This is a genomic window from Streptococcus sp. 27098_8_73 (assembly GCF_041432495.1).
Taxonomy (GTDB): domain Bacteria; phylum Bacillota; class Bacilli; order Lactobacillales; family Streptococcaceae; genus Streptococcus.
In genome coordinates, this window is sequence record NZ_JAPVZT010000013.1 from 20,093 (window position 1) to 37,837 (window position 17,745).

Annotated in this window: 16 protein-coding genes; 15 read left to right on the forward strand and 1 reads right to left on the reverse strand. The window is 42.7% G+C overall.

What is annotated here, in order from left to right; genetic code table 11:
- The first annotated feature begins 13 nt into the window (after positions 1-13).
- From O3651_RS08765 to O3651_RS08785, 5 genes are all read left to right on the forward strand, one after another.
- The gene (locus O3651_RS08765; RefSeq protein ID WP_045498332.1) at positions 14-928 is read left to right on the forward strand and encodes a PTS mannose/fructose/sorbose/N-acetylgalactosamine transporter subunit IIC; all 915 of its coding nucleotides are present in this window, start codon (positions 14-16) and stop codon (positions 926-928) included.
- Positions 915-1,733: a PTS system mannose/fructose/sorbose family transporter subunit IID gene (locus tag O3651_RS08770; RefSeq protein ID WP_045498330.1), complete on the forward strand. Its 819-nt coding sequence runs from the start codon at positions 915-917 to the stop codon at positions 1,731-1,733. Before O3651_RS08765 ends, O3651_RS08770 begins: the two co-directional genes overlap by 14 nt.
- 11 nt (positions 1,734-1,744) lie before the next feature.
- Complete coding sequence (locus O3651_RS08775) at positions 1,745-2,149, forward strand: PTS sugar transporter subunit IIA (protein WP_015604195.1); 405 nt, start codon at positions 1,745-1,747, stop codon at positions 2,147-2,149.
- A gap of 108 nt (positions 2,150-2,257) precedes the next feature.
- Positions 2,258-3,421 (forward strand): SIS domain-containing protein, encoded by a 1,164-nt coding sequence (locus O3651_RS08780; RefSeq protein WP_371610196.1) that lies wholly within the window; start codon positions 2,258-2,260, stop codon positions 3,419-3,421.
- A 304-nt stretch (positions 3,422-3,725) separates the two neighbouring features.
- Positions 3,726-4,763: an aldose epimerase family protein gene (locus O3651_RS08785; RefSeq protein WP_371610197.1), complete on the forward strand. Its 1,038-nt coding sequence runs from the start codon at positions 3,726-3,728 to the stop codon at positions 4,761-4,763.
- A gap of 100 nt (positions 4,764-4,863) precedes the next feature.
- Here the strand turns inward: O3651_RS08785 and O3651_RS08790 are convergent, their stop codons facing one another.
- Entirely contained in the window at positions 4,864-5,127 is a 264-nt protein-coding gene (locus O3651_RS08790) for a YiaA/YiaB family inner membrane protein (protein ID WP_181951260.1), read from the reverse strand.
- A gap of 348 nt (positions 5,128-5,475) precedes the next feature.
- Between O3651_RS08790 and ruvB the strand changes: the two genes are divergently transcribed.
- The 10 genes from ruvB to O3651_RS08840 all read left to right on the forward strand — a co-directional run bounded on the left by ruvB (position 5,476) and on the right by O3651_RS08840 (position 17,694).
- Positions 5,476-6,474, forward strand: coding sequence for a Holliday junction branch migration DNA helicase RuvB (ruvB, locus tag O3651_RS08795; protein ID WP_371610198.1), 999 nt, complete (start codon positions 5,476-5,478; stop codon positions 6,472-6,474).
- Positions 6,471-7,046 carry a nucleotidyltransferase family protein gene (locus O3651_RS08800; RefSeq protein WP_371610199.1) on the forward strand — a complete coding sequence of 192 codons (576 nt, stop codon included), beginning with the start codon at positions 6,471-6,473 and terminating at the stop codon, positions 7,044-7,046. Before ruvB ends, O3651_RS08800 begins: the two co-directional genes overlap by 4 nt.
- Positions 7,047-7,207: 161 nt before the next feature.
- Positions 7,208-7,630, forward strand: coding sequence for a low molecular weight protein-tyrosine-phosphatase (locus O3651_RS08805; protein ID WP_371610200.1), 423 nt, complete (start codon positions 7,208-7,210; stop codon positions 7,628-7,630).
- 3 nt (positions 7,631-7,633) lie between these two features.
- Entirely contained in the window at positions 7,634-8,047 is a 414-nt protein-coding gene (locus O3651_RS08810; RefSeq protein ID WP_005591332.1) for an MORN repeat-containing protein, read from the forward strand.
- Complete coding sequence (locus O3651_RS08815) at positions 8,037-9,851, forward strand: acyltransferase family protein (protein ID WP_371610220.1); 1,815 nt, start codon at positions 8,037-8,039, stop codon at positions 9,849-9,851. Before O3651_RS08810 ends, O3651_RS08815 begins: the two co-directional genes overlap by 11 nt.
- A gap of 277 nt (positions 9,852-10,128) precedes the next feature.
- Complete coding sequence (adhE, locus tag O3651_RS08820) at positions 10,129-12,783, forward strand: bifunctional acetaldehyde-CoA/alcohol dehydrogenase (RefSeq protein ID WP_371610201.1); 2,655 nt, start codon at positions 10,129-10,131, stop codon at positions 12,781-12,783.
- Between the two features lie 244 nt (positions 12,784-13,027).
- Positions 13,028-14,026, forward strand: coding sequence for an acetylxylan esterase (locus O3651_RS08825; protein WP_371610202.1), 999 nt, complete (start codon positions 13,028-13,030; stop codon positions 14,024-14,026).
- A 258-nt stretch (positions 14,027-14,284) separates the two neighbouring features.
- Positions 14,285-14,983 carry an N-acetylmannosamine-6-phosphate 2-epimerase gene (locus tag O3651_RS08830; protein ID WP_045498297.1) on the forward strand — a complete coding sequence of 233 codons (699 nt, stop codon included), beginning with the start codon at positions 14,285-14,287 and terminating at the stop codon, positions 14,981-14,983.
- Between the two features lie 14 nt (positions 14,984-14,997).
- Positions 14,998-16,134 (forward strand): ABC transporter ATP-binding protein, encoded by a 1,137-nt coding sequence (locus O3651_RS08835; RefSeq protein ID WP_015604211.1) that lies wholly within the window; start codon positions 14,998-15,000, stop codon positions 16,132-16,134.
- A gap of 240 nt (positions 16,135-16,374) precedes the next feature.
- Positions 16,375-17,694, forward strand: coding sequence for an ABC transporter substrate-binding protein (locus tag O3651_RS08840; RefSeq protein ID WP_148889099.1), 1,320 nt, complete (start codon positions 16,375-16,377; stop codon positions 17,692-17,694).
- Positions 17,695-17,745: the final 51 nt, after the last annotated feature.

Genomic DNA, 17,745 nt, shown 5'->3' on the forward strand with positions numbered 1-17,745 from the left:
GGAGGTCATTGTCATGATACAATGGTGGCAAATTTTACTACTCACTCTGTACTCAGCTTATCAAATCTGCGATGAGTTGACGATCGTTTCTTCAGCAGGTTCACCTGTATTTGCTGGATTTATCACAGGTCTCATCATGGGAGATTTACCTACAGGTTTATTGATTGGTGCCAACCTTCAATTGGTGGTACTCGGTGTTGGTACCTTCGGTGGTGCTTCTCGTATTGACGCTACTTCTGGTGCGGTTCTTGCGACTGCCTTCTCAGTAGCTCAAGGTCTTGATCCAGAGCTTGCTATTGCTACAATCGCTGTACCGGTAGCAACTTTGTTAACATACTTTGATATTCTTGGTCGTATGACTACAACTTACTTCGCTCACCGTGTGGATGCTGCGATTGAACGCTTTGACTACAAAGGCATCGAACGCAACTACCTCCTTGGTGCGATTCCTTGGGCTCTTTCTCGTGCCCTCCCAGTCTTCTTTGCCCTTGCCTTTGGTGGAGCTTTTGTAGAAACTGTTGTTACAGGTCTCGGTAATGTACAATGGTTGGCAAACGGTTTGAAACTTGCAGGTCAAATGCTTCCAGGTCTTGGATTTGCAATCTTGCTTCGTTATCTTCCAGTGAAACGCAACCTTCACTACTTGGCACTTGGATTTGGCTTGACAGCTATGTTGACAGTGCTTTACAGTAATGTTCAAAGCCTTGGTGCTGCAGTGTCTAGCATTGTTGGTTCTGAAGTGTTCTCTAAACTTCCAAAAGAACAAGCTATTACTTTTGTTAACAACTTCAAGAGTGTATCTATGATTGGTATCGCCATCATCGGTGTATTCCTTGCAGTACAACACTTCAAAAACAGCCAACGTACAGTCGTAGCTGCTCCAGTAACTGAATCAGAAAGCGGGGAAATTGAAGATGACGAATTCTAATTACAAACTAACAAAAGAAGATTTTAAACAGATTAACAAACGTAGCTTGTTTACCTTCCAATTGGGTTGGAACTATGAGCGTATGCAAGCTTCTGGTTACCTTTACATGATTTTGCCACAATTGCGCAAAATGTATGGAGACGGTACACCTGAACTGAAAGAAATGATGAAATTGCATACGCAATTCTTCAATACTTCACCATTCTTCCACACCATTATCACTGGTTTTGACCTTGCTTTGGAAGAAAAAGATGGTGTGAAATCAAAAGATGCGGTCAATGGTATCAAGACAGGTCTCATGGGACCATTCGCTCCTCTTGGAGACTCAATCTTTGGATCATTGGTACCAGCTATTATGGGTTCAATCGCAGCAACTTTGGCTGTTGCGGGAAACCCAGCCGGTATCTTCCTATGGATCGCTGTTGCGGTTGCTTATGACATTTTCCGTTGGAAACAATTGGAATTTGCCTATAAAGAAGGGGTTAACCTCGTCAACAATATGCAAAGTACTTTGACAGCTTTGATTGATGCTGCATCTGTACTTGGTGTCTTCATGGTTGGTGCCTTGATTGCCAGCATGATTGGTGTTGAAGTTTCTTGGGCTCCACACATCGGGGACAAAGCAATTGAAATTCAAGATATGCTTAACCTCATCTTCCCACGTTTGGTACCAGCCATCATCACAGGTGTAATCTTCTGGTTGCTTGGACGTAAGGGTATGAACTCTACAAAAGCTATCTTGCTCATCATTCTTGCAGCGATTGCGTTCTCAGCGTTTGGCCACTTCTTCTTTGGAATGGCATAATGGTGTAAATTATGAGCAAACAATTAATTTTGATTAGTCATGGTCGCTTTTGTGAAGAGTTGAAAACAACCACTGAGATGATTATGGGACCTCAAGCGGATATTCATGCCGTTGCCTTGTTACCAGAGGAGGGACCAGATGATTTTACAGCCAAGTTCTTAGACACAGTCAAGGATTTTGATGACTATATTGTCTTTGCAGATCTTTTGGGAGGTACACCATGTAATGTAGTCAGCCGCCTTATTTTAGAAGGTAAGGACATTGACTTGTATGCCGGCATGAATCTGCCGATGGTGATTGAGTTTCTCAATGCTTCTCTGACAGGAGCTGATGTTGACTATCCGAAAAATGCAGTCGAAAATATCGTTAAAGTCAATGATATTTTAGCAGGCTTATCAGATGATGAGGATGAGTAGGACTGTTTTCTAAGGAAAAAAGAAATGAAGGGGAGTGGGGAATTTTCCCATTCCCTCTTTTAAAGGCAAATAACTAATATATCATTGTTTATTTTTGAAAGGACTACCATGCTAGATTATTCAAAAGAGAAACTGGTTGAATTGGGCGCGGAAATCACCACGCGTGAAATCTACCAACAGCCAGATGTTTGGCAGACAGCTTTTAATACTTACAAGGCTCAAGCTGACCAAATCGCTGCTTTTCTAAAAGGTATTGAAGAAAAGCATGATTATATAAAAGTTATCTTTACAGGTGCGGGAACTTCGGCTTATGTGGGCGATACGCTATTGCCATATTTCAGAAAGCTTTATAATGAGCGCCAATGGAATTTTAATTCGGTTGCGACGACTGATATTGTGGCGAATCCTGAAGTGCATCTGCACAAGGAAATTCCAACGGTTCTCGTTTCTTTTGCCCGCAGTGGCAATTCGCCAGAAAGTGTTGCGACAGTGGACTTGGCCAAGCAGCTGGTTGATGAGCTTTATCAAGTGACCATTACCTGTGCTGCAGAGGGGAAACTAGCTCAGCAGGCACATGGCGATGAGCGGAATCTCCTCTTATTGCAACCAGCTCCATCAAATGATGCTGGCTTTGCCATGACTTCTAGCTTCACCTCTATGATGTTAACAGCTCTTCTGGTCTTTGATCCAGCAGATTTGGCTCAAAAAGAAGCAAGAGTAGCTGAGTTGATTGCCTTGAGTCAAAAGGTTTTGGCAGATGTAGCTGACGTTCAGGCTTTGACAGAATTAGACTTTAACCGGGTCATTTATCTTGGAGCAGGGCCGTTCTTTGGTTTGGCGCACGAAGCACAGCTGAAAATTTTGGAGTTGACCGCTGGGAAGGTGGCGACCATGTATGAAAGTCCAGTCGGCTTCCGTCATGGACCAAAATCTCTGATTAACGAAGAGACGCTTGTGCTGGTATTTGGCTCAAGGGATGCATACACCAAACGTTACGACTTGGATTTGGTGCGTGAAGTGGCAGGAGATCAGATTGCTCGCAAGGTGGTTTTCTTTACAGAGCGCAGAGAAGACTTGGAAAATGTTGAGCAAGTGGTTCTTGAAAGTGATATCTTGGAAGATAGCTATCGAGCCTTCCCTTACATCGTCTATGCTCAGCTCTTCTCTCTCTTGACTTCTTTGAAAGTAAAAAATCGACCAGATACACCGTCTCCGACAGGTACGGTCAATCGAGTCGTTCAAGGAGTTATCATCCACCCTTTCCAGCAGTAGAAAGCTAAATATGGAAAAGTCAAACATTAGTCATGGGAAAGCTAGTTATTAAAAAGACTTTCAGATAAAAAGGATGGCCTTCCCTCCTTGTCCCTTGACTAAGTCAAGAAAGAGAGTGGGACAGAAATCGGTAATTGGTTAGAATTCGATTTCGTCGTCCCACCTCCGCACAGTTGAGTAGGGCTGTAAAAGCTTATGAAATCAGCGTAATAGAGCCCACTCAACCACTGCGTCTTGCTCGACAATCCAAAGACAATTGAGAGGCTAGGACTTTTGTCCCAGACTCGAGATAGAGGGAGATTATATGAAATCTTATCAAGAATCTATTTTTGCTACTTTTAAAGGACAGGATGTCTTAGCCTACACCTTTGAAAATAAGCTAGGCTATCGCTTCAAGGTCATGAACTATGGCGCAACGATTTTAGAATATCGGACGCCGGATAAAAATGGTGATTTTGCCAATATTATTTTAGGCTTTGATCGTTTTGAGGATTATGTTGGCAATAGTCCCAAGCATGGGGCCAGCGTGGGACCAGTTGCAGGGCGGATTGCAAAGGCTAGCTTTGAGCTGAATGGGCAGTCCTATCAGCTAGAAGTTAATAATGGCCAGAATTGCAATCACAGTGGCTCTACTGGCTGGGACGGTGTGATTTTCCAGACAGAGGAAGTCACAAACGAGGGCGTCACATTTTACACAGAGCGCCCAGATGGGACGGGCGGTTTTCCTGGAAATTTAAAAATCTGGATTTCCTATTCCTTATCGGAAAAAGGGGAGATTGAGATTTCCTATCAGGTTCAGACAGATCAGGATAGTTTGGTCAATCCGACCAACCACAGCTATTTCAATCTGTCAGGTAATTTTAGTCAGCCGATTGATCAGCATGTCCTCCAGCTACATACCAAAGGGGTGTATCCGATTGCTCCAGACGGCGTGCCAGCAAAAGAAGTGGATGCAGATCGTGGCTTTGTCAAAGGTCTACAAACAGGTCTGGTACTGAAAGAAATTTTTGCTGACCAAGACGAGCAAATTCAGGTCGTGTCAGGGCTGGATCATCCATTTGCTCTAGATAAAGAGCAGGAAGAGGCAGGATGCCTTTATGATGCGGTCTCAGGTCGCTATCTGACTTTCCGTACGGATGCTCCTTGTGTCGTGACTTATTCGGCAAATTTTGTTGATGAGTCAGTTATCATCAATGGACAGCCAATGATTCAGCATAATGGTATAGCGCTGGAAGCACAGGCTTTGCCTGATGCGATTCATAGTGACTTGAAAGATCAGGTCATTCTCAAGGCAGGAAGCCTCTTTACCAGCACCACCGTTTATTTTGCAGGTGTGAAATAAACAGCAAATTTGCTTCATTTGAAGTGTATCTCACATGGCGATACTAGCCTTAGATACAAGAAAACGGCAGAATCCCCCTCTGCCGTTTTTACTATTTATTTTATTGGTTATCTAAGTCTTGTGGTTGGAAAATTTGATTGTAACGTTCTTCGTCTTCTTGGTTATCACGGATAACTTTTGCAAGAGTGAATGAAGAAGAAATCAGTCCGACAGAACCCATGAGATAGTATCCTTTAACCATCAAAGGCTCTTTCAAGGTATAGAGGCCGACGAGAACAAGAGTCACAAAGAAGGCGAATGAGCCCCAAGCCATAAACATAAAGGCTGGTGTATTCCGGTAAGTTTTCTTTTTAAGGTTGTTCATATCTAAAATCTCCTTTTCGATTTTTTTCATTGTATCATGGGTTTTTGAGACAGTCAATGAAATAGCGGCTATTTTAATCAGACTGAACAATTCATATTAGTTTGTATCATCTTACTAAGATATCTAAAAGTATTTTATTTTTAAAAAATATTTTTTCTTTAAGCAAATTTTAAGATAAGGACGTTATACTAATACCATCAAATGAAGACCTCCTAACTTTATTTGATAGAAATCCTAAAACTTTTTCATAATAATCTCCCATAAGAGCCACCAAATTCGGTGGCTTTTTTTGTATTCAGAAGCGGGTCGGATTGCTTCCTCTGCCCTATTTTTTGCTATAATAGTCCTATGAGTAGAATTTTAGATAATGAATTAATGGGGGATGAGGAGCTGGTAGAACGTACCCTCCGTCCTCAGTATTTAAGAGAATATATTGGTCAGGACAAGGTCAAAGATCAGCTGAAAATTTTTATTGAAGCGGCTAAATTGCGGGATGAGGCGTTGGATCATACTTTGCTTTTTGGTCCTCCAGGTCTGGGAAAGACGACTATGGCCTTTGTCATCGCCAACGAACTCGGTGTGAATATCAAGCAAACTTCTGGTCCGGTCATTGAAAAGGCTGGTGATTTGGTGGCCATTCTCAATGATTTGGAGCCAGGTGATGTCCTCTTTATCGATGAGATTCATCGTTTGCCTATGGCGGTAGAGGAAGTACTATATAGCGCCATGGAGGACTTTTACATCGACATTATGATTGGGACTGGCGAAACCAGTCGCAGCGTCCATCTGGAATTGCCGCCTTTCACATTAATTGGGGCGACCACTCGGGCGGGCATGCTGTCCAATCCTCTGCGGGCTCGCTTTGGGATTACCGGTCATATGGAGTATTATGAAGCCAGCGATCTGACCGAAATCGTCGAGCGGACGGCAGAGATTTTTGAGATGGATATTACCCACGAGGCTGCTCGGGAGCTTGCTCTACGTAGCCGAGGCACACCGCGGATTGCCAATCGTTTGCTCAAGCGGGTGCGGGACTACGCGCAGATTATGGGCAATGGCCTGATTGATGATAAGATAACTGACCAAGCTCTCTCCATGCTGGATGTGGACCAGGAAGGTCTGGACTATGTGGACCAGAAAATCCTACGAACCATGATTGAAGTTTATGGGGGTGGTCCAGTGGGGTTGGGAACCCTCTCAGTCAATATTGCTGAGGAGCGCGAAACGGTGGAGGACATGTATGAGCCTTACCTGATTCAGAAAGGCTTTGTCATGCGGAAACGGACTGGGCGCGTGGCGACTCGCAAAGCCTATGAGCATCTAGGATATGAGTATATGAAGGAATGATGACAGAAAAGGAGATTTTAGACCATCTAGGTCAAGATCCAGACATCCGAGCGATTTTGGAAATTATTCGCAGTTTGCGGCTCGAGGACTCTTGGCTGGCTGCGGGCAGTGTCAGAAATTTTATCTGGAATATCTTGTCTGGTAAGTCGGGCTTTGATGCTGAAACGGATGTAGATGTCGTATTCTTTGATCCAACTGTGTCTTATGAGAAAACTTTGCAGCTGGAGATGGGGTTGAGAAAAGCTTTTCCCGCTTATTCTTGGGAGCTGAAAAATCAAGTCTATATGCATAGTCATAGTCCCAACACCCAGCCCTATACTAGCTCGAAAGATGCCATGAGCAAGTATCCTGAGTGCTGCACAGCTATCGGTCTTCGATTGCTGGAAAATGATAAGCTAGAGCTTTTTGCACCCTATGGCTTGGCAGATATTCGAGCATTTCAGGTTCGACCAACACCGCATTTTTTAGCGGATGCGGATCGAAAGAAGCTTTATAGGCAAAGAATCCGCAAGAAAAACTGGCAGGCTAAATGGCTACAATTAAGTTTTGAATATCTTTCTGAAGAAAAGTAAAGTTTAATCTGGTGCAAGCTAGATTGAGTAGGTAACCGCCTCAATGATCTGCACTCTTATGTAAGTCGGTATAATTAGCTGTTTTTCAGAGTCCGCTTCCGCTGTCACAGAATAATCAAGAAAGCTCCGCAGTTTTCTTTTTATTCTGGTATAATAGATCTATGAAGAAAATTGTATTTGTTTGTTTAGGAAATATCTGCCGTAGTCCGATGGCAGAGTTTGTTCTGAAAAGTCTGACTGATGATATACACATTGAGAGTCGAGCGACATCTAGTTGGGAGCATGGCAACCCTATACATCAGGGGACTCAGGCTATTTTTAAGAAACATGCGATTTCTTATGACAAAGGAAAGACTTCTCAGCAGATTTCAGCGCAAGATTTTGCAGAATTTGACTATATTATCGGCATGGATGAAGCCAATATTCGAGATTTGAAGAAAATGGCGCCAGTGGATTTTCAGGATAAAATCTACCAGTTTGCTGATCTCGGTGTGCCAGATCCTTGGTACACAGGAGATTTCGATGAGACTTATGAACTGGTTTTGGCTGGTTGCCACAAGTGGCTAGAACGCTTAAATGGATGAAAAATGGATAAAATAAAAGAATTTTACGATAAATATAAAATCTATCTGACCCGTCAGAATTTAGAAATCCTAGCGGTGACTGTGATTGCCTTGTCAGCGATTTTGGTATTTACCTCCAATATCCCTAGCAAGGGTGCGCTAACGTTGGATCAAGGTAAGATAAAATATGAAGGCAGTCTAGTTCACGGAAAAATGAACGGCGAAGGTACCCTGACTTTTAAAAATGGAGATAGCTATAAAGGGCATTTCAAAAATGGTACTTTTGATGGTAAGGGTACTTTTACATCGAAGGCTGGTTGGAAATATGAAGGTGAATTTGCCAACGGTCAAGCCAATGGTAAAGGAAAACTGACGACAGAAAGTAATGTCGTCTATGAAGGAACGTTCAAGCAAGGAATTTATCAAAATGCGCATTAGATGGTTTTCACTGGTTCGGATTACTGGACTGGTCTTAGTGTTACTCTATCATTACTTTCAGGGAGTTTTTCCTGGAGGTTTTATTGGAGTGGACATCTTTTTCACTTTTTCAGGATTTTTGATTACTTCATTATTGATTGATGAGTTTACAAGAAGTCGTACGATTGATATTATGGGCTTTCTGAAACGGCGCTTTTATCGTATTGTTCCTCCGCTCGTTTTTATGATTTTGGTCATCATGCCTTTTACTTTATTGATCCGTCGGGATTTTGTAGCAGGTATCGGGACGCAGATTTCAGCTGCGCTTGGTTTTGTGACTAATTTTTATGAAATGATGTCGGGCGGCAGTTATGAAAGCCAGTTTGTACCGCATTTGCTGATTCACACTTGGAGTTTGGCACTGGAAGTGCATTACTATATCCTCTGGGGCTTGGCTGCTTGGGGCATTAGCAAGATTAGCAAGTCAGTTGCTCAGTATCGGGGGCTGATTTCTCTGACTTCAATTGCTCTGTTTCTGTTCAGTTTCTTGGCTATGTTTATCGGAGCCTTTTTCAGCAAGAATTACTCCAATATTTATTTCTCAAGTTTGACCCATGTCTTTCCTTTCTTTGCTGGGACAGTGCTAGCGACTTTTTCTGGAGTCGGAAATGTGGGCGTTCAGATGAAGAAATTGGAAGAAAAGGTCGAAATCAAGCAAGTCTTGATTGCTTTAGCTGGCAGTTTTGTTCTTCTTATTTTGCTCAGCTTTATTTTGAAATTTGACAGCTTGTGGACTTATTTATTTGGTTTCTTGATTTCAACACTTCTGGCTTGTGTCATGATAGCAGCAACCCGTATCTTGCACGATAAATTGCCAAATATTAAGGAGCCTAGTCCTCTCAACTTTATTGCAGACACTAGCTATGGAGTTTACCTCTTTCATTGGCCTTTCTATATTATTTTTACTCAGTTGATGAGCAATGGATGGGCTGTGCTTTTGACTACAATCTTGAGTTTTGGTTTCGCGGCTCTTTCTTTCTATATCTTAGAGCCGACTTTAGCTGGACGGAAGCCTCGGATTTTTGGCAAGGAGATGAATGTAAGTTCCATCACCAAGCCGATTTTCTACAGTTTTATTCCGCTGACATTTATCTTGCTTATTATCACCGTCACGGCTCCGTCTGTGGGTGCCTTTGAGGAAAGCCTGATTGTCAATTCTTTGAACCAAGCCGATACGAAAATGCAGACAACCCGTAAGCACGCAGACCAAAAAACTGCGACAAATTATAACGTGGCAGAGGGAACGACTGTTATTGGTGATTCGGTCACTTTGCGCTCCGCTGAATGGATCCAAGAGGCTATACCTGACGCTCAAGTCGATGCAGTGGTTAGCCGTAATTTAGTGTCTGGTCTGGAATTTTTCAAGAACGATATTGCTAACCAAACACTGCTTCAAAACGTCGTCTTGGCATTGGGAACCAATCCGGTTGACAATTATGAAGAATTGCTGGATCAGTATATCGAGCTCTTGCCAAAAGGCCATCGCTTGATTTTAGTCACGCCATATGATGGCCGGACAGCCAATGATCCAAGTAGTATTCCTGTTAAGATGCGACAATACGAACTTGAACTTGCTAAGAAATACGATTTTGTATATGTAGCAGACTGGTATCAGGTAGCGATTAATAATCCGCAGATTTGGATTGGAACAGACTATGTCCATTATGGGGCAGATTCAGAGTCTATGGCAGAGGGAGGTAAACTCTACTCTAACATGATAAAAGAGGCTTTGGCTGCCGCTTCAAATGGCAGTGTTAAGCCATAGAACTAGCTCGGTTATTTAGCCGAGCTCATTTTATAACAAAAAAGAAAGCGCTAACACATTTTTAAAGAAAAGTATGTGAAATTTTTGAGAATAGACATAGAATTTAGTAAAAAAGCCTGAAATATCAGTGTTTAAAAAATAATCCATAAAAAGTTTGTGAACTTTTGTTGAAAGTGTTTACAAATTTGTGGGAATAGAGTATAATTATATTGTGAAATAATTAACAAAGGTTAAAATCTTCATTTAACCTTTTGGCAGAAACCATTGGAGGACTATAATGGCTGATAAGAAGAAAACTGTTGAACAAGAAGATAAAGTGCTAGCGGCTGAAAAACATGTTGACGAGCTTGTGCAAAAAGGTCTCCTAGCTCTTGAAGAAATGAGAAAACTAAATCAAGAGCAAGTAGATTACATCGTAGCAAAAGCTTCAGTTGCAGCTCTTGATGCGCACGGGATCCTTGCTCAACATGCGGTTGAAGAAACTGGTCGTGGTGTATTTGAAGACAAGGCAACGAAAAATCTCTTTGCCTGTGAACACGTTGTCAACAACATGCGTGGTGTGAAGACTGTTGGTGTTATCGAAGATGATCCTGTTACTGGATTGACAAAGATTGCGGAGCCTGTCGGAGTTATCTGTGGTATCACTCCAACAACGAACCCAACATCAACAGCAATTTTTAAAGCATTGATTGCCTTGAAGACACGTAACCCAATCGTTTTTGCCTTCCACCCATCTGCTCAAGAATCATCTGCTCACGCAGCGCAAATCGTTCGTGATGCAGCTATTGCAGCTGGCGCACCAGAAAACTGTGTGCAATGGATTACTCAGCCATCTATGGAAGCAACAGCAGCTTTGATGAACCACGATGGTATTGCAACTATCCTTGCAACAGGTGGTAATGCCATGGTTAAAGCTGCATACTCTTGTGGAAAACCAGCTCTTGGGGTAGGTGCCGGAAACGTACCAGCTTACATTGAAAAATCTGCTGACCTTCGCCAAGCCGCTCATGATATCGTGATGTCTAAATCATTTGACAATGGTATGGTCTGCGCATCTGAGCAAGCGGTGATTATTGACAAGGAAGTTTATGACGAATTTGTAGAAGAATTCAAGTCATACCACACTTATTTTGTAAACAAAAAAGAAAAAGCTCTTCTTGAAGAATTCTGCTTTGGCGCTAAAGCAAACAGCAAAAACTGTGCTGGTGCTAAACTAAATGCAAACATCGTTGGTAAACCAGCTGGATGGATTGCAGAACAAGCAGGCTTTAAAGTACCAGAAGGTACCAACATCTTGGCTGCAGAATGTGCGGAAGTAGGTCCAAATGAGCCATTGACTCGCGAAAAACTTTCACCAGTTATCGCTGTCTTGAAAGCTGAAGATAGAGAAGACGGTCTTAAAAAAGCTCGTCAAATGGTTGAATTTAACGGACTTGGTCACTCAGCAGCTATCCATACAAAAGACGAAGAATTGGCTAAACGCTTTGGTACTGAAATCAAAGCGATGCGGATTATCTGGAACTCTCCATCTACTTTCGGTGGTATCGGGGACGTATATAATGCCTTCATTCCATCTTTGACACTTGGATGTGGTTCATACGGACGTAACTCAGTTGGTGATAACGTGAGCGCTATTAACCTTCTAAACATCAAGAAAGTAGGGAAACGTAGAAATAATATGCAATGGTTTAAAGTTCCTTCAAAAATTTACTTCGAGCGCAACTCTATCCAATACCTTCAAACATGTGAAGATATTGAACGCGTTATGATCGTTACTGACAAATCTATCGAAAAACTTGGCTTTGTTCAACGTGTGATCGATCAATTGAACGCACGTAGCAACCGTGTAACGATCCAAGTCTTCTCAGATGTTGAACCAGATCCAGACATCACAACAGTAGAACGTGGTGCTGAAGTGATGAAAGCATTTGAACCAGACACTATCATCGCTCTTGGTGGTGGTTCTCCAATGGACGCGGCCAAAGTGATGTGGCTCTTCTATGAGCAACCAGAAATTGACTTTCGTGATTTGGTTCAAAAATTCATGGATATCCGTAAACGTGCCTTCCGCTTCCCATCACTTGGTAAGAAAGCGAAGTACATCGGTATTCCAACAACTTCAGGTACAGGTTCAGAAGTAACACCATTTGCTGTTATCTCTGATAAGAAAAACAACCGCAAATACCCATTGGCTGACTACTCATTGACACCAACTATTGCGATTGTTGACCCTGCTTTGGTTGAGTCCGTTCCAGACTTTATCGCTGCTGATACAGGTATGGACGTCTTGACTCACGCGACTGAAGCCTATACTTCAAACTTCGCTAACGACTACACAGACGGTATTGCACTTCAAACTATCAAACTTGTCTTTGAATGGTTGGAAAAATCTGTTAAGACAGCTGACCCAGAAGCACGTGAAAAAATGCATAATGCGTCTACAATGGCTGGTATGGCCTTCGCCAATGCCTTCCTTGGTATGAGCCACTCAATGGCCCACAAGATCGGTGGTGTTCACCATACTGTTCACGGACGTACAAACGCAATCTTGCTTCCATACGTCATCCGTTACAACGGTACTCGTCCATCTAAGACAACTACATGGCCTAAGTACAACTACTGGAAAGCTGATGAGAAATTCCAAGACATCGCGAAAATGCTTGGCTTGCCTCACTCAACTCCAGAAGAAGCAGTTGAAGCTTATGCCAAAGCGGTTTACGATCTTGGTGAAGCAGTCGGAATCACAATGAACTTCAAAGGCTTTGGAATCGATGAAAAAGTTTGGAAAGATAGCTTGCATGAAATCGCCTTGCTTGCTTATGAAGATCAATGTTCACCAGCAAACCCACGCTTGCCAATGGTAGCTGACATGGAAGAAATTATGGCAGATGCCTACTATGGTTACAGAGAACGTCCAGGACGTCGTAAATAATGTAGAATCAATCCCTCATTAAGTGGGGGATTTTTCTTTCTTTAAAATGTATGAAATAGACGACTTTTTAAAAAACTAGGGAAAAGATAGGCCAGAAAGCTTTTTTGAAACTAGTTTCAAAAAGAAAAGGAATCACAGCAAAAACAGAAACTAAATTCTTAATATTGCAAAGGATTGAAAAAGGGAAGGCGCTGTGCTATTATTTCTGTAAGGGTTTACAAAAACAATAGTGTTGGAGGATGAGATGCGCAATCCAGATTTATTAGCAGAGGCAAAGGATTACAGAGGCAGGGATGAAGTTCCAGCGGATTTTGATGCTTTTTGGGATCGTCAGATTAGCAGTTTGAGTAGCTTGCCAGACTATCAGCTGATTGAGAAAGACTTTCAAATCGCTGGGGTGACCTGCTATGAGCTAGTGTTTGAGGGGACGAATCAGGGGCGAACTTATGCCCGTATGGTCCTTCCTAAATCGAGTAAAAAAGTTCCGATTATCTTTCATTTCCACGGTTATATGGGGCGTGGCTGGGATTGGGCCGATATGCTAGCTTATACGGTTGCTGGCTATGGTGTTGTATCTATGGATGTACGCGGCCAGTCAGGTTATTCCTTGGATGGAGGGGCGCCTGTAAGGGGCAATACGGTCAAGGGTCAGATTATCCGTGGGGCAGTGGATGGACGAGAGCGTCTCTTTTATAAGGATGTCTATCTGGATATCTACAGCTTGATTGAGATTGTGGCGAGTTTGGACCTTGTGGACGAGGAACGTTTATCCAGTTACGGTGCTTCTCAGGGCGGAGCCTTGGCTTTGGTGGCAGCGGCTCTCAATCCGCGCATTAAGCAGACAGTGGCTATCTATCCTTTCTTGTCAGATTTCCGGCGGGTGCTGGAGATTGGCAATACCAGCGAGGCCTATGATGAGCTCTTTCGTTATTTTAAGTTCCACGATCCTTTCCACGAAACGGAGAATGAGATTATCCAGACCTTGTCTTATATCGATGTGAAAAATATGGCTCACCGCATTCAAGGGAGCGTGCGGATGATAACAGGACTTGCTGACGATGTTTGTTATCCGATTACCCAGTTTGCGATTTACAACCGGCTGGAGTGTACTAAGGAGCACCTTCTCATGCCAGAGTACGAGCATGAAGCCATGAATGTCTATGTCAATGATAGGGTCTTCAACTGGCTTTGTGGTTCAAAGATTGACCATCCTTCTTTGCTGGAAGCTTTTAAAGACTGGTAAAAATAGATAGTAGCAAGAAAGAAACCAAGCCTGAGGTTAGCATAATCTCAGGCTTTTTATGATAAATATTCAAAAATCTATAGTAACTTTTTTGTAGAAACACTTCTAATCCTGAAAGTAGTTTCAGCTTTTAAGAAAGGAAGTCGGTTTTTAGAAACTAAAATCTAAATCTCAAAACTTATTGAAAGCGCTTTATTTTTTGTATATAATGACATTATAAAAAGAACGGAGAAAACATAGAAAAAGGAGAGATTATTTATGTCACAGATTAGCAAAGATCAATTAATTGCAAAAATCAAAGATGGCATTATCGTTTCCTGTCAAGCTCTGCCTCATGAGCCTCTCTATACGGAGGCTGGCGGTGTCATCCCTCTCTTGGTCAAGGCGGCTGAAGAGGGCGGGGCAGTTGGTATTCGAGCCAATAGCGTGCGAGACATCAAGGAGATTAAGGAAGTAACCAAGCTCCCTATTATCGGGATTATCAAACGGGACTATCCACCACAGGAGCCTTTTATCACTGCGACCATGCGGGAAGTGGATGAGCTGGCTGCCCTTGATATCGAGGTCATCGCTCTGGACTGCACCCAGCGGGAACGCTATGATGGTTTGAAGGTTGAGGACTTTATCCGCCAAGTCAAGGAGAAATATCCGCAGCAACTGCTGATGGCTGACATCAGTACCTTTGAGGAAGGCGTGGCAGCTGTAGCAGCTGGCGTTGACTTTGTCGGTACGACCTTATCAGGCTACACGTCCTACAGTCCTAAGGTAGACGGACCAGATTTTGAACTGGTCAAGAAGCTCTGTGATGCGGGAGTAGATGTGATTGCTGAGGGCAAGATCCACTATCCAGATCAAGCCAAGCAAATCCATGATTTAGGTGTCCGCGGTATTGTAGTAGGCGGAGCTATTACTCGACCAAAGGAAATCACCGAGCGTTTCGTTGCAGCAGTAAAATAAAGTGAGGTAAAGCAATGACGACCTTAAAGTTAAATAAGCTCTACAAAAAATATCCTAATAGTGATTTCTACTCTGTAGAAAATTTCGACTTGCAAATCAAAGATAAAGAATTTATCGTCTTTGTTGGTCCTTCTGGATGTGGGAAATCCACAACGCTTCGTATGATTGCGGGACTGGAGGACATCACTGAGGGCGAGCTCTATATCGATGAGACACTAGTCAATGATATTGCTCCCAAGGATCGTGATATTGCCATGGTTTTCCAGAACTATGCCCTCTATCCACACATGACAGTCTATGACAACATGGCGTTTGGATTGAAACTGCGCAAGTACAGTAAGGAAGATATCGACAAACGGGTGCAAGAAGCAGCTGAAATCCTTGGTTTGAAAGAGTTTCTAGACCGCAAACCAGCGGACTTGTCTGGTGGTCAACGTCAACGGGTAGCTATGGGACGGGCCATCGTCCGAGATGCCAAGGTTTTCCTGATGGATGAACCTTTGTCAAACTTGGATGCGAAACTGCGTGTGTCCATGCGTGCTGAGATTGCCAAAATCCACCGCCGTATTGGAGCAACAACCATCTACGTTACCCACGACCAAACCGAGGCAATGACCTTGGCCGACCGCATTGTTATCATGTCAGCGACGAAAAATGAAGCGGGCACGGGAACTATCGGTCGTATCGAGCAAGTCGGAACTCCGCAAGAGCTTTACAATGAACCAGCGAATAAGTTTGTTGCAGGCTTTATCGGCAGTCCAGCTATGAACTTCTTTGAAGTGATGGTATCTGGTCATCAACTAACTGATGGTGATCAACTCAATCTTACCCTGACAGGTGGTCAAGAGAAGCTTTTGACAGAAAAAGGCTACCAAGGTAAGAAAGTTATTTTGGGTATCCGACCAGAGGATATCTCAGCCGACTTGATTGTAGAGGATACTTTCCCTGGCGATGTGGTCGATGCGGAAGTTGTCGTGTCAGAGTTGCTGGGTAGTGACTCAGTGCTCTACTGTAAGGTGGGTAGCCAAGAGTTTTCAGCCAAGGTAGATGCTTCTAATTATCTGGAGCCAGGTTCGAAGCTTCGCTTTACCTTCAAACTACCTAAGAGTCATCTGTTTGATAGTGAGACTCAAAAACGAATTACTTTGTAAAACAACCTAAAATGAACTGACTGACTTTATTTTAGGATAAAAGAAAGGTCACAGAGAAGGAGTGATTGTACTTTTAAAAGTTTAGGATTTTAATCAAATATAGGTGGACGCTTGTCCATAGAATAACACAGGAAAAACGAGGCTGGGGCGCCTAATGAAAGAGGTCCGTCTCACTCTCCAATAGGCAGGTAAAAGCTGTTTAGGTCAGCTTGGAATCTTAATTTTAAAGGAGAAAAACAAATGAAAATGAAGAAATTGCTTTGTTCATTGGTAGCGGGAGCTGCAGTTCTTACGTTAGCAGCTTGTAGCGGTGGTGGTAGCTCAAATAAAGCAGCTAGCTCTGGTGATAAATCTGGTAAGACAGAGATTACTTGGTGGGCATTCCCGGTCTTCACTCAAGAAAATGCTAATGACGGTGTGGGAACTTATGAGAAATCCATCATTGAAGCATTTGAAAAAGCAAATCCAGATATTCATGTTAATTTGGAAACAATCGACTTCAAGTCAGGTCCAGAAAAAATTACGACAGCTATCGAGGCTGGAACAGCGCCAGATGTGCTCTTCGATGCACCAGGCCGGATTATTCAATACGGTAAAAACGGTAAGTTGGCAGACTTGAACGACCTCTTCACAGATGATTTCGTCAAAGATGTTAACAACGACAATATTATCCAAGCCAGCAAGGCTGGAGACAAAGCTTATATGTATCCAATCAGCTCTGCTCCATTCTACATGGCAATGAACAAGAAAATGTTGGAAGATGCTGGTGTCCTCAACCTAGTTAAAGAAGGCTGGACAACAGATGACTTTGAAAAAGTTTTGAAAGCGCTTAAAGACAAGGGTTATACACCTGGCTCTCTCTTCAGTAACGGTCAAGGTGGTGACCAAGGAACTCGTGCCTTCATCGCTAACCTCTATGGTGGATCTGTTACAGACGAAAAAGTAACTAAATATACAACTGATGATCCGAAATTTGTCAAAGGTCTTGAAAAAGCAGTGAGCTGGATCAACAATGGTCTCATGATGAACGGTTCTCAATACGATGGTGGAGCAGACATCCAAAACTTCGCTAACGGTCAAACTTCTTACACTGTACTTTGGGCACCAGCACAAAATGGTATCCAAGCTAAATTGTTGGAAGCAAGTAAAGTAGAAGTGGTGGAAGTACCATTCCCATCAGACTCAGGCAAACCAGCCCTTGAATACCTTGTAAATGGTTTTGCAGTCTTTAACAACAAAGACGACAAGAAAGTAGAAGCAGCCAAGAAATTTGTGAAATTCATCGCTGATGACAAAGAATGGGGACCTAAGGACGTTGTTCGTACAGGTGCTTTCCCAGTTCGTACATCATTTGGTAAACTCTATGATGACAAGCGTATGGAAACAATCAGTGGCTGGACTAAATACTACTCACCATACTACAACACCATTGATGGATTTGCAGAAATGAGAACACTCTGGTTCCCAATGTTGCAATCTGTATCTAATGGAGATGAAAAAGTTGAACCTGCTTTGAAGACATTTACTGAAAAAGCAAACGAAACGATTACTAAAAAATAAGCAAGTTTAAAATCCGCCCCTTTTTCTGTTGTCAGTCTCTAAAAATAGAAA

Bases quoted from the DNA above. Each gene is read 5' to 3' on its own strand.
- O3651_RS08765 (WP_045498332.1), top strand. From the start codon at position 14: ATGATACAATGGTGGCAAATTTTACTACTCACTCTGTACTCAGCTTAT.
- O3651_RS08770 (WP_045498330.1), top strand. From the start codon at position 915: ATGACGAATTCTAATTACAAACTAACAAAAGAAGATTTTAAACAGATT.
- O3651_RS08775 (WP_015604195.1), top strand. From the start codon at position 1,745: ATGAGCAAACAATTAATTTTGATTAGTCATGGTCGCTTTTGTGAAGAG.
- O3651_RS08780 (WP_371610196.1), top strand. From the start codon at position 2,258: ATGCTAGATTATTCAAAAGAGAAACTGGTTGAATTGGGCGCGGAAATC.
- O3651_RS08785 (WP_371610197.1), top strand. From the start codon at position 3,726: ATGAAATCTTATCAAGAATCTATTTTTGCTACTTTTAAAGGACAGGAT.
- O3651_RS08790 (WP_181951260.1), bottom strand. From the start codon at position 5,127: ATGAACAACCTTAAAAAGAAAACTTACCGGAATACACCAGCCTTTATG.
- ruvB (WP_371610198.1), top strand. From the start codon at position 5,476: ATGAGTAGAATTTTAGATAATGAATTAATGGGGGATGAGGAGCTGGTA.
- O3651_RS08800 (WP_371610199.1), top strand. From the start codon at position 6,471: ATGATGACAGAAAAGGAGATTTTAGACCATCTAGGTCAAGATCCAGAC.
- O3651_RS08805 (WP_371610200.1), top strand. From the start codon at position 7,208: ATGAAGAAAATTGTATTTGTTTGTTTAGGAAATATCTGCCGTAGTCCG.
- O3651_RS08810 (WP_005591332.1), top strand. From the start codon at position 7,634: ATGGATAAAATAAAAGAATTTTACGATAAATATAAAATCTATCTGACC.
- O3651_RS08815 (WP_371610220.1), top strand. From the start codon at position 8,037: ATGCGCATTAGATGGTTTTCACTGGTTCGGATTACTGGACTGGTCTTA.
- adhE (WP_371610201.1), top strand. From the start codon at position 10,129: ATGGCTGATAAGAAGAAAACTGTTGAACAAGAAGATAAAGTGCTAGCG.
- O3651_RS08825 (WP_371610202.1), top strand. From the start codon at position 13,028: ATGCGCAATCCAGATTTATTAGCAGAGGCAAAGGATTACAGAGGCAGG.
- O3651_RS08830 (WP_045498297.1), top strand. From the start codon at position 14,285: ATGTCACAGATTAGCAAAGATCAATTAATTGCAAAAATCAAAGATGGC.
- O3651_RS08835 (WP_015604211.1), top strand. From the start codon at position 14,998: ATGACGACCTTAAAGTTAAATAAGCTCTACAAAAAATATCCTAATAGT.
- O3651_RS08840 (WP_148889099.1), top strand. From the start codon at position 16,375: ATGAAAATGAAGAAATTGCTTTGTTCATTGGTAGCGGGAGCTGCAGTT.